Raw genomic sequence first — 13,813 nt, forward strand, 5'->3', positions numbered from 1 at the left:
AGGGCAGTCGGCGCAGCCGGCCAAGCCGTAGGGGCGGTTTGGGATTGATAAGGGACTTGTCCGCACAAGTCCCTTGTCTCGCCAGCAGGCGAAACCTGCCTCGAAAAGCACACAAGTCTAAATGGTTGCGACAACATGAGGCGGGATTGGTAAGGCTTCCTGAGGCCTACCTTTCTTCCCTGTCGTTTTGTGTCAACAGCAAGACACCTATTGTCAAGATCGCCAACCGGCTGCCACCTAGCATGTGAGTCAGAAAATTGCTCAAAGGCCCGATGCGCCGACAGCGCCTGCGATGCGGCTCCACTTGAGCAACGACCTCGTCGCGACAGCTCCTTCTGTCTCAACGATCCAGCTACTTAGACCATAACTAAAACAAGGCTAAGAACGATGGGTAACAACTCGACACTACCGTCGGCCACGCGCCGGCTGTTCCTGCAGCGTTCGCTGTTGGCACTGGGAGCCCTGGCAGCCGCGCCGGCGATCAGTACGGCCGCCTTCGCCGATACCTCTACTGGCGATGCGCCGGTCCTCAAGCTTCTGAACGCTGAAGACTACCGCATCCTTTCCGTGGTGACCGATACCCTTATTCCGCGTGATGGCGCCTTCCCGCTGGGTGCACTGGATGTGGACCTGGCCGCCCGCATCGATACCTACCTGGAGCCGGAAGATACCGAACTGCTGCAGGGGCTGCGTGGCGCGCTGATGTTCCTTGAGCACCTGGCGCCGCGGCTGATCGGGGTCGATGGCCCGTTTAGCGCCATGCCCCAGGAACAGCGCGAATCCCTGTTGTTGACCCTGCGTGATGCCGGTGGCGATGCCACCGCGGTGTTCGCCGCCCTGCGCGGAATCAGCATGTTTTATTTCTATACCGACGAGCAGGCCTGGCCGCAGTTCAACTACGACGGCCCGCTGGTCAAGCGCGGCAAGCCGGTCTATCCGCAGGTGAGGGATTGAGATGATTATTCAAGGTCACGAGATATTTTCCCCGCTCAAGCTGAAGACCCACTCCGTGGTTGTCGGCTCCGGCGCGGGTGGCGGTGTGGCGGCCTACCATATGGCGTCTGCCGGTCTGGATACGGTTGTCCTGGAAGAAGGTGGCTACTTTCAGGCCAAGGACTTCAACCAGCGTGAAGAGGACATGATGCCGGCGCTCTACCGCAGCGCCGGTCGCCAGATGACCACCGATGGTCTGATCTACGTCTGGCAGGGTTCCACCTTTGGCGGTTCCACCGTGATCAACACCGCCGACGCTACGCCCATCGAAGCGGAAGTGCTGCACCACTGGCAGCAGAAGTTCGGCCTTAACGAACTTACCGAAGATAACCTGGCGGCCTCCTACGAGCGCGTTTACAAAACGCTGAACGTACATCGCCTTGAGGAGAAGATCCTCAACCGCAACAACAAGGTGCTGCTGGAGACCGCCAACCGCTTGGGTTACAAAGCTGGCGTGTTCAACTCCAACCGCAAGGGATGTATCGGCAGCGGTTACTGTTTCCAGGGCTGCGCCTACGACGCCAAACAGGGCACCAACCTCACCTACCTGCCGATGGCCTCCGATCTGGGTGCGCGCATCTACACCGATGTGCGCGTTGACCGAATCGAACCGATCTCCGATAACCGTTACCGCATCCACGCCAGCGTGGTTGAACGCGGTACGCGTCGTTTCCGCCACCCGGTAGAGATCGACTGCGAGCGCATCATTATGGCGGCGGGTACGGTGCATACCCCGGCGATCCTAAAGCGCTCAGGGCTCGACAAGGGTCTGCCGCAGCTCGGCAAGAATATCTCGCTGCAGCCGCAGATCGGACTCTCCGCCACCTTCCCCGATGAAGACAAGATGACCTCCTGGCGTGGCGCGCCCCAGTCGATCTACATGAGTGAGTTCGATGACAACCACGCCGAACATGGTCTGGGTGGCTTTCGCATGGAAGGTGTCGGTGGCATGGCCGGTGTCTTCGCCCAGTTCTCCAATAAGATCGGCCTGGATCACAAGCGGATGATGGAGCAGTTCCCCAGCACCCATTACTCCGCCCTGCTGGTGCCAGATCAGCCCAGTGGCTCACTCGACTGGGAATGGGCGGCGGATGGCAGCGTCAAGCCGAAGATCCAGTACAGCCTTACCGCCGAGTGGAAACAGCGGTTCAAGCGTGGTTTTAAAACCGCCGCCGAGTTCCTGTTTGAAGCCGGCGCCAAAGAGATCAACTGCAACAGCCCGGTGTTCGGCTCGATCACCAGCCCCGATCAGCTCTCTCGCGTTGATGACTTCCCGCTGGAGCCTGGCCTGGTCGCGCTCACCTCTGCCCATGTTCAGGGCAGCTGCCGTATCGGTGTGAACGCCGATCAGGGCGTGGTGGACCAGAACCTGAAGCTGCACAACCTGGACAACATCTACGTGGTCGACGGTTCGGTGATGCCGACCACCGCCTCCACCCACACGATGATTCCAATCATGGTGATGGCAGACCGGGCGATGCACAAGCTGGCCCAGGGCGCCTGATCGCTACCTCGATAAATAGAATAAAAAGGAACATCTTATGCTGAACGATACGACCCGCCAGTCGATCGCCGACAAGATCCATAGCTGCTTCAAAAGCTGCGAGCAGATTGGACTACTGACCAAAGCCTATCCCGAGATGCAGATGGAAGACTCCTACCGCATCCAGGAAAAGGTGGTGCAGAAGTTCGTCGATGAGGGCCGCCGGATCAAGGGCTACAAGATCGGCCTCACCTCCAAGGCGATGCAGGAGATGATCGGCGCCACCGAGCCGGACTACAGCGCCATTCTCGATGACATGTTTGTTAATGAGGGCGCTGCACTGCTGCGGGATGACTTTGCCATGCCGATGGTGGAGGTCGAGATCGCCTTCGTGATCAAAAAGCGTCTTCAAGGCCCCTACGTTAACGCCGCCGAAGTGATTCAGGCCACCGACTTTATCCTGCCCTCCATCGAGGTGGTCGACTTCCGCGTCGCACCGGAGCCCGGCATCAACGTGGTCGACACCATCGCCGACCTGGCCGCTATCGGCAAGGTCGCCCTCGGCGGGAACCCGGTGCGCCTCGAAGATATCGACGTGCGCAATATCAACGCCGAACTGATCATCAACGACGAAGTGCGCGAGTCCGGAAACTCTGCCGCCGTGCTCGGCAACCCGGTGACCGCCGTAGCCTGGCTGGTGAACAAGCTCTCTGAGTTTGGCGTGGCCTTTGAACCGGGCGACGTGATCTTTTCCGGTTCCTGCACCCGCGCCCTGCCGGTTCATCCCGGTGACAAGGTGACCGCCCGTTTCGACAACGGACTGGGTGACGTAAAACTGAGCTTTGAGTGAGAGGCCTACATGTCTAACTATCGTTCCAAGACCACTACCGAAGGACGCCAGGCCGCAGGCGCCCGAGCACTCTGGCGCGCCACCGGCGTATGCGATGGCGATTTCGGCAAGCCGATCATCGCCGTGGCCAACTCCTTCACCCAGTTCGTGCCCGGCCATGTGCACCTGAAAGATATCGGCCAGCTGGTGGCGCGTGAGATCGAGAACGCCGGCGGCATCGCCAAGGAGTTCAACAGCATCGCCGTGGATGACGGTATCGCCCAGGGTCACGACGGCATGCTCTACAGCCTGCCCTCTAGGGAGATCATCGCCGACTCGGTCGAATACATGGTCAACGCGCACTGCGCCGATGCGCTTATCTGTATCTCCAACTGCGACAAGATCACCCCGGGAATGCTGATGGCCGCCATGCGCCTGAATATCCCCACCATCTTCGTCTCCGGCGGGCCGATGGAAGCCGGTCGCGTACAGCTGGCGGAGCAGGTGCTGCGTATCGATCCGATCGATGCCTATGTGGCGGGCTTCAAAAAGGATATGCCGGCCGAAAAAGCGCTGGAGATGGAGCAGAACGCCTGCCCCACCTGCGGTTCCTGCTCCGGCATGTTTACCGCCAACTCCATGAACTGCCTGAACGAAGCGCTGGGCCTGGCGCTGCCGGGTAACGGCAGCATGCTGGCGACCCATGCGGATCGTCGTGAGCTGTTCCTGCAGGCCAGCCGTCGCATCGTTGAGATTACCAAGCGGCACTACGAACAGAACGACGATTCGGTACTTCCACGCAATATCGCCAACCGCGCCGCCTTCCATAATGCCATGACCATGGATATCGCCATGGGCGGCTCCACCAACACCATTCTGCATCTGCTGGCAGCGGCCCAGGAGGGCGAGATCGACTTCACCCTGGCCGATATCGACCGCCTCTCCCGCGAAGTGCCGCACCTGTGCAAGGTATCTCCGGCAACGGCGGACTACTACATGGAAGATGTGCACCGCGCCGGTGGCGTGTTTGGCATCCTCGGTGAGCTGGACCGCGCCAAGCTGCTGAGCACCCAGGTCAGCACCGTGCATAGCGCCACTTTGGCTGAAGCGCTGGATAAGTGGGATATCTGCCGTACCGACGATGAAGAGGTTCACACCTTCTTCCGCGCTGGCCCCGCCGGCATCCGCACCACCGAGGCGTTCAGCCAGGATTGCCGCTGGGACAGCCTCGATGCAGACCGTGAAAACGGCTGTATTCGCAGCCTGGACAACGCCTTCAGCACCGAAGGTGGCCTGGCGGTACTGTTCGGCAACCTGGCGGAAGATGGCTGCATCGTTAAAACCGCCAGCGTGCCCGAGCATCAGCTGGTGTTTGAGGGCGTAGCGCGGGTATTCGATGACCAGGATGCGGCGCTCGCTGCGCTGAGCGCAGATGAAGTCAAACCGGGCAGCTGCGTCATCATCCGTTACGAAGGGCCCAAGGGCGGACCGGGTATGCAGGAGATGCTGATGCCCACCAGCCTGCTGAAGGCCAAGGGGCTGGCCACATCCTGCGCCCTGCTCACCGATGGACGTTTCTCCGGTGCGACCTCAGGCCTTTCCATCGGCCACACCTCGCCGGAAGCGGCCAGTGGCGGCAACATCGCCCTGGTGCAGGATGGCGACATCATCAAGCTGAACATCCCGGCGCGCAGCATCGATGTGGCGATCTCCGATGAAGAGCTCAACGAGCGTCGCGCGCAGATGGAAGCCAAGGGGCTGAAAGCCTGGAAACCTGAAGGCCCGCGTAAGCGCCGCGTCAGCCTGGCGCTCAAGGCCTACGGCATGCTGGCCAGCAGTGCCGACAAGGGCGGCGTGCGTAACCGCGAACTGATCGAAAAATATTTCGGTTAAGCCGCACTGCCAGGGCCGATTCACCCTAGTGGCCGGCCCTGTGTACCTTCTTCCTCATTTTTAGTTTTCCGAGAGTACATCCCATGCTTAATCTTGCACTGAAGAAATGGCGCGCCAAGGAAGCCAGCCTCGGTGTCTGGTCGAACCTGCCCGATATCCATATGGCCGAGATGCTGAGCCGCATGGATGTAGACTGGATCTGCTTCGATCTGCAGCACGGCCTGATGGACTACAGCGATCTGACCCGCCTGCTGCCCGCGATCACCGGCGTTGATACCACCCCGCTGGTGCGCGTTGCAGCGAATCAGCCGGACCAGATCGGCAAGGCGCTGGATGTCGGCGCCCAGGGCGTGATCGTACCGATGGTGAACACCGCCGAAGATGCGCGGCGTGCCGTGTCTGCCTGCCGCTATCCGCCGATGGGCACCCGCTCCTGCGGCCCGATGCGCGATGCGATGCTCGAGGGTATGAACTACCTGGCCACCGCCAACGGCCAGGTCGCCTGCCTGGTGATGATCGAAACCGAAGAGGGTCTTCGCAACCTGGAAGAGATCGCCGCCGTTGAAGGCGTGGATGGCCTGTTCGTTGGCCCCATGGATCTCTGCTACGGCCTGGGTCTGGCGCCGGGCAGCTTTACCGATCCGGCGTTTGTTTCCGCTATCGCCGATATCCTCAAGGCGTGCGAAACCAATAATCTGGCCAGTGGCATGTTTGGCTACAACGCCGAGATGGCAGCCAACTCGATCAAGAACGGCTTCGATTTCGCGTCAATCGGCACCGATATCAGCTTTATCCGCGCCGGCGCCACCCAGGCGCTGCAAACCGCCAAGGGCGATGACGCAGAGAACGCCCCCACCGCTCGCGGCGGATACTGATCGATTCGCTGGCGGTTACTGCACAACCTCAAAAGCCATGACTCTCAGAGCATGGCTTTTTTATTGTCGTCGCATAGATGGCTCAAAAATCTTAAGAGAGTCTGAGCCAAACAATGGATCTCTTTGGCTCAGGGAAATCGGCATAGCCGATCAAGCTGTGGATTCGTGCATACAGCGATGGCTAAAGTCAGAAGGCAGAGGTCAGGAAAAAAATGGGGCCGGATGGCCCCAAAGGTAGGAGCTGGGCTGGCTGTTAAACAGCCAAATGGTGCAAGTGCTGGAGCTTCATTCGTAGTGCGATGGCCTTAACCGTGCAGATCGCGATAAGGCTGATCGCCCATCTCTTCGATCAGGGCATTACCCTGGCGCTCTACCTCGGCAAACGCCTGGCGCAGGCCGTCTGCCGTGACTTCCACCGCCATATTGCCGATAAACGGGAACGCCAGTGTGGCTTCGATCAGGGTATTGACCGCCGCTTCATCGCTCAGCGACATTCCCAGCTGGGCGAAGTTGATCGGCAGGCCGACCTGGGCGAATAGACGGCCACAGCGCTGGGCTTCCGCCTGATCCTGTTCCAGCATCAGCTGGGTCAGGGTGCCGATCGCCACCATCTCACCGTGCAGGTAGTTGTGGTCCACCTCTGGCAACAGCGTGAGCGCCTGGGCCAGAGCGTGGGCGCCGGCGACACCGGTGCACTCAAAGCCTGCACCGCTCAGCAGCGTGTTGGCCTCAACCACATGTTCTACCGCAGCATTGAGCTGACCGGCTTTAACCGCTTCCAGCGCATCCACGCCATGGGCGTAAAGGATATCGGCGCAGGTTTGGGATAACGCGACACCGGCCAGCGTCGGGCGATCACCGTAGGGCGACATCCCCGCCGGATTGGTATGACAGGCGCGAGCCTCGTACCAGGTCGACATGGCATCACCCATACCGGCGACGAGAAAACGTACAGGCGCTTTCGCTACGATCGCGGTATCCACCATCACCAGCGCCGGATTCTGGGCGAACACCTCGTAGGTTTCGGTGGCGCCTTCCGGGGTGTAGATCACGGACAGTGCAGAGCACGGCGCATCGTTGGATGCCAGCGTCGGCATGATCACCACCGGCACTTCCAGGCGTTCGGCGATGCATTTGCCGGCATCCAGGGTTTTACCGCCGCCGAGGGCGATCAGCGCATCCAGTTGGCCCTGCTCACGCAGTTCCGCCGTGCGGGCCTCGATCTCCTGAAAAGAGCATTCTCCACCAAAGGTGGTGACGCGGGCGTCGATGCCTTTCTTGTCGAGGGCTGCGAGCAGACGTGCGCACTCGCCTTTCTGGCTGCGCGGCGTGCAGAGCACGGCACAGCGCTTAACTTTAAGCGGCGCCAGATAGTCGGCACTGCGCTCGATCAGGCCGGGGGCCTGAACATAGCGCGGTGTGGTACGAAATACCTGTGCGGTTTGGCGTTCGGACATGAAAAGTTCGGACATAAAAGCTCTCCTGTTCTAATGCGCCTGTTCTAATGCGCCGGATCGACCGGCCTAACGTCGGACGATGGGCTGTTTGAGGGCCATAACAACGGGCGCGGGAGCCATTAATGGAAGGAATAGGCCCCGACATTCGCCAGGGCCTTTCTGGGCAGATTAGAGGCGGAACTTGAACACCAGCTTCATCAGCTTCTCGTAGCGCGCGCCGTAAGGCGGTGCCAGCATCAGGATGCCGGACTTTTTCGCCTGCTGGAAAACCGGACGGATCTTGGAGAACTCAAGGAAGCCCTCGCGGCCGTGGTAATGGCCCATACCGCTGTTACCCACGCCGCCAAACGGCATATCGTGCTGGGCTGCGTGCAGCAGGGTGTCGTTGATGCAGGCGCCGCCAGACAGGGTGTTATAGAGCACCTTCTCCTGGGTCTGCTTGTTATTGCTGAACAGGTAGAGGCCCAGCGGGCGCTCACCGGCGTTGATGTACTTGATCACCTCGTCCAGGCTGTCGTACAGCTTGATCGGCAGCAGCGGGCCGAAGATCTCGTCACGCATGATCAGCATCTCTTCGCTGACATCCAGCACCGCGGTGGGCGGGTACTTGCGGTCCCTGGCGTTGGGCTCGCCTTTGGAAACCAGACGTACCGCCTTGGCGCCCTTCTGCGTCGCATCTTCAACGGTCTGCACGATGCGCTCGAAGGAGCGGTCATCGATGATCGAGGTAAAGTCGCGGGAATCTGCACTGCCATAGCGCTCGTTCACCACTGCCTGGGCGTAGCCGAGAAACTCCTGCGCCTTGCCGCGCGGCAGGAACAGGTAATCCGGCGCGGTACAGGTCTGGCCGCTGTTGATGCACTTGCCCCAGAGAATACGCTCGGCGGCGGTGCGCAGATCGTAGTCGGGCGCGATGATGGTCGGTGACTTGCCGCCCAGCTCCAGGGTAACCGGCGTCAGGTACTTGGACGCGGTTTCCATTACGGTTTTACCGGTGGCCGGAGAGCCGGTGAAGACAAAGTGGTCCCAGGGACGGTCGGTAAATTCGCTGGCACGCACGCCGGGGATAACGGCGAACTGCTCGTCGCTGAATTCAGCCGATACCAGCTTGTCCAGCAGGCGGCAGAGGTTCTGCGAGTTGGCGGCCATCTTGACGATAACGCGGTTACCGGCTGCCAGTGCCGCGATAGACGGGCCTATCGCCAGCGCCAACGGGTAGTTCCAGGGGCTGACAACGCCGACTACGCCCTTGGGCTGTGGGATGACGCGGTTTTTCGCACCGAGGAAGTTAAGCCCCACATGACGCTTCTCCGGCTTCATCCACTTCTTGAGATGCTTCTTGTGGTAAGCCACCGCACTGGTCATCTGCGAAATATCGAGCAGCTTGGTTTCCTGCGGGCAGCGATTGCCGAAGTCGGCGTTCACCGCTTCACAGATCGCATCCATGTTCTCCATCAGGAGCTTGTCGATCTTGTTGAGCGCATCGATACGCTGCTGATAGCTCGGATAGGGCTGCTCGCGGGAGGCGCGGCGTTGTTTATCAAATACGCGATCAATGCGGCTTTTCGCCTCGCTGATCTGCGCCTGGGTACTCTGATCCTGGGCTCTCTGTTCCTGAGCAATAGTCGGTGCGGCACTCGTCATGGTGACCTCTATCTTATTTTATCTGTCGGGGTTCAAGCAGAAACGGCGAGCGCCTGCCTGAGTGCTACAGCCAAAAAGCGGCTTCTAGTAAACACTGACAGCCTAAAAGAGCCCCCACCCACCAGCTTGACACTTAGCGATTTGGATTTGACAAAAGACGTCGCGCCGAAGCCCACAGATCCCCGATGAGTCACCCTTTTATCGCGTTACTTCTCAGTAAAAAGCCGGGCTGAATTTAGAGGGATTCAAGAAGAGTTAAGACGAGTTGAACGTCGCGAACTGTCAAAGCCGGTGCGGCTTATGTCAAGCAGCCGGAATGCCCCTCTCGCACTATTCCTACCACTGAAAGAGCTCTTTTCCCGGTTTGTCCAGGCGAGGGTGCAGCTAAGCACCGCGTTCTGCGTACCCGGCGGGAGAGGCCTCAAGTCCGGTAAAAATAACTAAAAAGAGACATTCACATGGCGACTAGACTCCTGCAATCGGCCGATTCCGCTTACGACTATCCCCTGCTGATCAAACAGCTGCTGCAGTCCAACCAGCGGTTTGAAACCGAGCATCAGATCGTATCGGGCGAGCACCGGTTCAGTTATGCCCAGTTCAACGAGCGTATCTGCCGCCTCGCCAACGCGCTTAAAGCCGCGGGTATCGGCCCCGGCGATACAGTCGCCGTGATGGACTGGGACAGCCATCGTTATCTTGAATGTTTCTTTGCGGTGCCGATGATCGGCGCCGTGCTGCACACGGTGAATATCCGTCTGTCGCCGGGTCAGATTCTCTACACCATGAACCACGCCGAGGATGACCTGGTGCTGGTGCATGATGATTTCCTGCCGATCATCGATGGCATCAAGGATCAGCTGGAAACCGTCAAAGGCTATATCCAGCTAACCGATCAACCCGAAAACGCCTGCTCCTTCGAATCTCTGGGTGAATACGAGGCGCTGCTGGCCAAGGCCGACACTGCGTACGACTTCCCGGACTTCGATGAAAACTCCATTGCAACCACCTTCTATACGACCGGTACAACCGGCAACCCCAAGGGTGTGTTCTTCTCACATCGTCAGCTGGTGCTGCACACGCTGAACATGGTGAACACCCTGCAATCCCGCAACTGCGATAGCGCCCTGCTTGATCATGAAGGCGTCTATATGCCGATTACGCCGATGTTCCATGTGCATGCCTGGGGCATCCCCTACGCGGCGACCATGATGGGCGTACAGCAGGTTTATCCGGGCCGTTATGAGCCCAACAACCTGACCCGCCTGATCCGCGAGGAAGGCGTGACCTTCTCCCACTGTGTGCCGACCATCCTGCAGATGGTGATGCAGTCTGGCGAGGCGGCGGATACCGATTTCAACGGCTGGCAGGTGATTATCGGCGGCAGCGCGCTGACACCGGGCCTGGCCAAGCAGGCGCTGGAAAGCGGCATTCAGCCGTTCAGCGCCTACGGCATGTCGGAAACCTGCCCGCTGATGTCCATGACCCGCATGGACAAAAACAGCTACGCCCTGCCGGCGGAGGAGCAGATCGCACTGCGCACCCGCGCGGGCCTGCCATCTGACCTGGTCGATATCCAGATCTGGACGCCGGAAGGCAAGGTGCTGGCGAACGACGGCAAGAGCGCCGGTGAGCTGGTGGTGCGCGCGCCCTGGCTGACCCAGAGCTACCTGAACGAGCCGGAAAAAGGCGCCGAACTCTGGCAAGGCGGCTGGCTGCACACCGGCGATATCGCCTGCATTCATCCGGATGGCTGCATCGAGATCAAGGACCGCATCAAGGACGTCATCAAGACCGGCGGTGAGTGGATCTCCTCCCTGGAGATAGAGCGCCTGATCAGCCAGCACGAAGATGTGGCCGCGGTTACCGTGGTCGGTGTGCCCGACGAGCGTTGGGGTGAGCGCCCCTTCGCCATGATAGTGCCGCGCCGCGAGCAGCTGGAGGCCGAGAGCATTCAGCAGCATCTGCAGCGCTTTGTCGACGACGGCACCATTAACAAATGGGCGATCCCCAAAGCGATTCAGCTGGTGGACGATATCCCGAAAACCAGCGTCGGCAAGATCGACAAGAAGCGTATCCGCGCCCAGCTGGCCTGATAGCCGTCTTACCGCGCTACACAGCTCATCTCGAAAACAGGGTGTCCTAGGTTCAGTAAAGAACCTCAGACGCCCGCGTAAAGCAAAGCAATTCCTCGCCCGGCCCTGAATCTTTGATGCTTCAGGCGCCGGGTGCACTTTGCGGAGAATAATAAGAAATGGAATATGCCGGACTGATAGGCGGCGTTGTGCTGCTGATCCTGTTGGCGTTGCGCGGGGTGAATATCATCCTGTCATCGCTGATCTGCTCACTGCTGGTCGTACTGACCAATGACCTTCCCCTGGCCCCGAGCCTGTCTGAGTATTACGCCTTCGGCCCGCTTGGCGCCTTTACCTTTGCCGGGAAGTTCTTCCTGCTGTTTGCCGCGGGTTCCATCTTTGGCCGGGTGATGGGCGACAGCCACGCCGCCGCCAGTATCGCCACGGCGTTGATTAACCGCCTGGGTGCGCACCGCGCACTCTGGATCACCACCCTGGCCTGCGCCCTGCTGACTTATGGCGGGGTTGTCGCCTTCGTGGTGATCTTTGCGCTTTATCCGCTGGGGCTGAAGCTGCTGCAGGAAGCGAACATTCCCAAGCGGTTGTTCTGCGGTGCCCTGGCCCTCGGCGCCGGTACCTTCACGCTGACCACTTTGCCGGGCACGCCGTCGATCCATAACGTGATCTCCTCGGTGGCGCTGGGCAGCGATCTGTTCGCCGGGTTCTGGATCGGCACCGTAGGCGGCGTGGCGATGTTTTTCCTCGGGATCTGGTACCTGGAGCGGCAGCGCAAACTGGCCATCGCCAACGGCGAAGCCTTTGTGCCGGGCTCTATGGATCGCATCTCCTCCCTGGATGAAAGTGAATATCCACCCTGGCAGCTCGCCCTGCTGCCGATGGTTGTGGTGATCGGGTTGATCCTTCTGCCCCGCGTTATCAGCATGTCGATCGATATCGGTGCGCTGGATGAAGGGTCTCTGCTACGCACGTTGATCGAGTTTGCCAGCGCCCAGCCGATTGTCTGGCCCAGCATCGCGCTGATCGCGGGCTCTGTTCTGGCAGCGCTGATGTTTAGCCATATCCGTCGTGAGTCGCTGCAGGTGATGGGTAACGGCGCCCAGGATTCAATCATGCCGCTGATCAACACCGCGGCGGTGATCGGCTTTGGTGGCATCGTCACCCACACCAGCGGCTTTCTTGAATTCACCTCCCTGATGCTGGAATCCAACCTGCCGCCGCTGCTGTCGGCCTTTGTGTCGGTCAGCCTGGTGGCGGCGATCACCGGCTCCGCATCCGGCGGCCTGCAGATCTTCATGCAGACCATGGCGCCCGCCTATACCGAGATGGGCCTGAACCCGGAGGTGCTGCACCGTATCGCCACCATGGCCAGCGGCGGCTTCGACTCCCTGCCCCACTGCGGCACGGTGATCGCCACCCTGACCATCACCGGGCTCACCCACAAAGAGGCGTACAAGGATATCGGCATCATCACCGTGGTGATTCCGGTGCTGGTGACCCTGGCGTTGATTGCGCTTCTGGTACTCACATCAGCCTGATCAGCGGCTCCCAGTTATCAGTCATCAAATAACAAAAACAGGATAGCAATATGAGTAAGCCAACCCTTCTCGTGACCCGTCCGCTCCCTCAGCCGATGCTTGATGCCCTCGGCCAGTTTGGCGAGGTGCAGATCGTGGACCTGAAAGCCGACACTATCCCCGCAGGCGATATTATCGTCGCGACACCGCTGGACCCGATCAAGGGCGAGGTGCTGGCCAAACTGCCGAAATCGGTACGCCTGATCGCCAATATAGGTATCGGCGTGGATCATGTGGACCTCTCCGCCGCCCGCGAGCTGGGTATCGCCGTCAGCAATACGCCGGTGGTTACCGAAGATACCGCAGACCTCGCGATGGCACTGCTGCTGGCCACCTGCCGCAAACTCAGCGCCAGTGAGCGTTACCTGCGCGCCGATGACTGGGCTTCCGGCATGGGCCAGACCGGCATTCGTGTGCATGGCAAAACCCTCGGCATCATCGGCATGGGCGCCATCGGCCAGGCGCTGGCCCGCCGTGCACAGGGGTTTGGTATGCAGATTATCTACACCAACCGCGGCCCTAACCCAGATGCGGAAGCCGCTCTCGGTGCGCGTTTCTGCGAGACCAAGGAGCAGCTACTGGCCGAAGCCGATATCGTCTCCCTTAACTGCGACCTCAACCCGAATACCCGCCATATCATCGATGCCGAAGCGCTCAGCCAGATGAAGCCCGGCGCCGTGCTGATCAACGCCGGGCGCGGACCGCTGGTGGATGAAGCCGCGTTGATCAAGGCGCTGGAGAGCGGCCATCTTGGCGGCGCAGGTCTCGATGTGTACGAGTTTGAACCCCGGGTGAGCCCGCCGCTGACCGCTTTCGATAACGTCACCCTGCTGGCCCATATCGGCAGCGCCACCCAGGAGTGCCGCGCTGATATGGCGCGCCGGGTCTGCGTGAACATTGCTGCGTTTATCCAGCAAGGCGCACCGCAGGATTGCTGCAACTGATTTGGCGCCGGTGACAGACTGGCGTAAC

Annotated in this window: 10 protein-coding genes; 8 read left to right on the forward strand and 2 right to left on the reverse strand. The window is 60.1% G+C overall.

The genetic code is table 11. From position 1 onward, the window contains the following. Positions 1-387 precede the first annotated feature (387 nt). From C4S72_RS04290 to C4S72_RS04310, 5 genes are all read left to right on the forward strand, one after another. Entirely contained in the window at positions 388-954 is a 567-nt protein-coding gene (locus C4S72_RS04290) for a gluconate 2-dehydrogenase subunit 3 family protein (protein ID WP_104001808.1), read from the forward strand. Between the two features lies 1 nt (position 955). Then, on the forward strand, positions 956-2,497 hold the full coding sequence (locus tag C4S72_RS04295; protein WP_104001809.1) for a GMC family oxidoreductase N-terminal domain-containing protein: 1,542 nt from the start codon (positions 956-958) through the stop codon (positions 2,495-2,497). A gap of 37 nt (positions 2,498-2,534) precedes the next feature. Further along, positions 2,535-3,326 (forward strand): 2-keto-4-pentenoate hydratase, encoded by a 792-nt coding sequence (locus C4S72_RS04300; protein WP_104001810.1) that lies wholly within the window; start codon positions 2,535-2,537, stop codon positions 3,324-3,326. A gap of 9 nt (positions 3,327-3,335) precedes the next feature. Beyond that, positions 3,336-5,198: a dihydroxy-acid dehydratase gene (ilvD, locus tag C4S72_RS04305; RefSeq protein ID WP_104001811.1), complete on the forward strand. Its 1,863-nt coding sequence runs from the start codon at positions 3,336-3,338 to the stop codon at positions 5,196-5,198. A gap of 83 nt (positions 5,199-5,281) precedes the next feature. Next, the gene (locus C4S72_RS04310) at positions 5,282-6,073 is read left to right on the forward strand and encodes an HpcH/HpaI aldolase family protein (protein WP_104001812.1); all 792 of its coding nucleotides are present in this window, start codon (positions 5,282-5,284) and stop codon (positions 6,071-6,073) included. A 305-nt stretch (positions 6,074-6,378) separates the two neighbouring features. On the opposite strand, the gene C4S72_RS04315 is transcribed toward C4S72_RS04310, so the two are convergent. Both C4S72_RS04315 and C4S72_RS04320 read right to left on the reverse strand, forming a co-directional pair. Continuing rightward, positions 6,379-7,545 carry a glycerol dehydrogenase gene (locus C4S72_RS04315; RefSeq protein WP_235009043.1) on the reverse strand — a complete coding sequence of 389 codons (1,167 nt, stop codon included), beginning with the start codon at positions 7,543-7,545 and terminating at the stop codon, positions 6,379-6,381. A 153-nt stretch (positions 7,546-7,698) separates the two neighbouring features. Next, a complete protein-coding gene (locus tag C4S72_RS04320; RefSeq protein WP_104001813.1) occupies positions 7,699-9,174 on the reverse strand; it encodes a coniferyl aldehyde dehydrogenase in 1,476 nt (491 codons plus the stop codon). Between the two features lie 458 nt (positions 9,175-9,632). Between C4S72_RS04320 and C4S72_RS04325 the strand changes: the two genes are divergently transcribed. The 3 genes from C4S72_RS04325 to C4S72_RS04335 all read left to right on the forward strand — a co-directional run bounded on the left by C4S72_RS04325 (position 9,633) and on the right by C4S72_RS04335 (position 13,785). Further along, positions 9,633-11,267, forward strand: coding sequence for a fatty acid--CoA ligase (locus C4S72_RS04325; RefSeq protein ID WP_104001814.1), 1,635 nt, complete (start codon positions 9,633-9,635; stop codon positions 11,265-11,267). Between the two features lie 158 nt (positions 11,268-11,425). Continuing rightward, on the forward strand, positions 11,426-12,802 hold the full coding sequence (locus C4S72_RS04330; protein WP_104001815.1) for a GntP family permease: 1,377 nt from the start codon (positions 11,426-11,428) through the stop codon (positions 12,800-12,802). Positions 12,803-12,852: 50 nt separating this feature from the next. Next, entirely contained in the window at positions 12,853-13,785 is a 933-nt protein-coding gene (locus tag C4S72_RS04335; protein WP_104001816.1) for a 2-hydroxyacid dehydrogenase, read from the forward strand. Positions 13,786-13,813 lie beyond the last annotated feature (28 nt).

This window comes from Marinobacterium lutimaris (assembly GCF_900108065.1).
GTDB classification, from domain to species: domain Bacteria; phylum Pseudomonadota; class Gammaproteobacteria; order Pseudomonadales; family Balneatricaceae; genus Marinobacterium_D; species Marinobacterium_D lutimaris.

Coding starts and splice junctions, on each gene's coding strand:
- C4S72_RS04300 (WP_104001810.1), top strand. CDS start 2,535: ATGCTGAACGATACGACCCGCCAGTCGATCGCCGACAAGATCCATAGC.
- C4S72_RS04320 (WP_104001813.1), bottom strand. CDS start 9,174: ATGACGAGTGCCGCACCGACTATTGCTCAGGAACAGAGAGCCCAGGAT.
- ilvD (WP_104001811.1), top strand. CDS start 3,336: ATGTCTAACTATCGTTCCAAGACCACTACCGAAGGACGCCAGGCCGCA.
- C4S72_RS04325 (WP_104001814.1), top strand. CDS start 9,633: ATGGCGACTAGACTCCTGCAATCGGCCGATTCCGCTTACGACTATCCC.
- C4S72_RS04330 (WP_104001815.1), top strand. CDS start 11,426: ATGGAATATGCCGGACTGATAGGCGGCGTTGTGCTGCTGATCCTGTTG.
- C4S72_RS04295 (WP_104001809.1), top strand. CDS start 956: ATGATTATTCAAGGTCACGAGATATTTTCCCCGCTCAAGCTGAAGACC.
- C4S72_RS04310 (WP_104001812.1), top strand. CDS start 5,282: ATGCTTAATCTTGCACTGAAGAAATGGCGCGCCAAGGAAGCCAGCCTC.
- C4S72_RS04315 (WP_235009043.1), bottom strand. CDS start 7,545: ATGTCCGAACTTTTCATGTCCGAACGCCAAACCGCACAGGTATTTCGT.
- C4S72_RS04335 (WP_104001816.1), top strand. CDS start 12,853: ATGAGTAAGCCAACCCTTCTCGTGACCCGTCCGCTCCCTCAGCCGATG.
- C4S72_RS04290 (WP_104001808.1), top strand. CDS start 388: ATGGGTAACAACTCGACACTACCGTCGGCCACGCGCCGGCTGTTCCTG.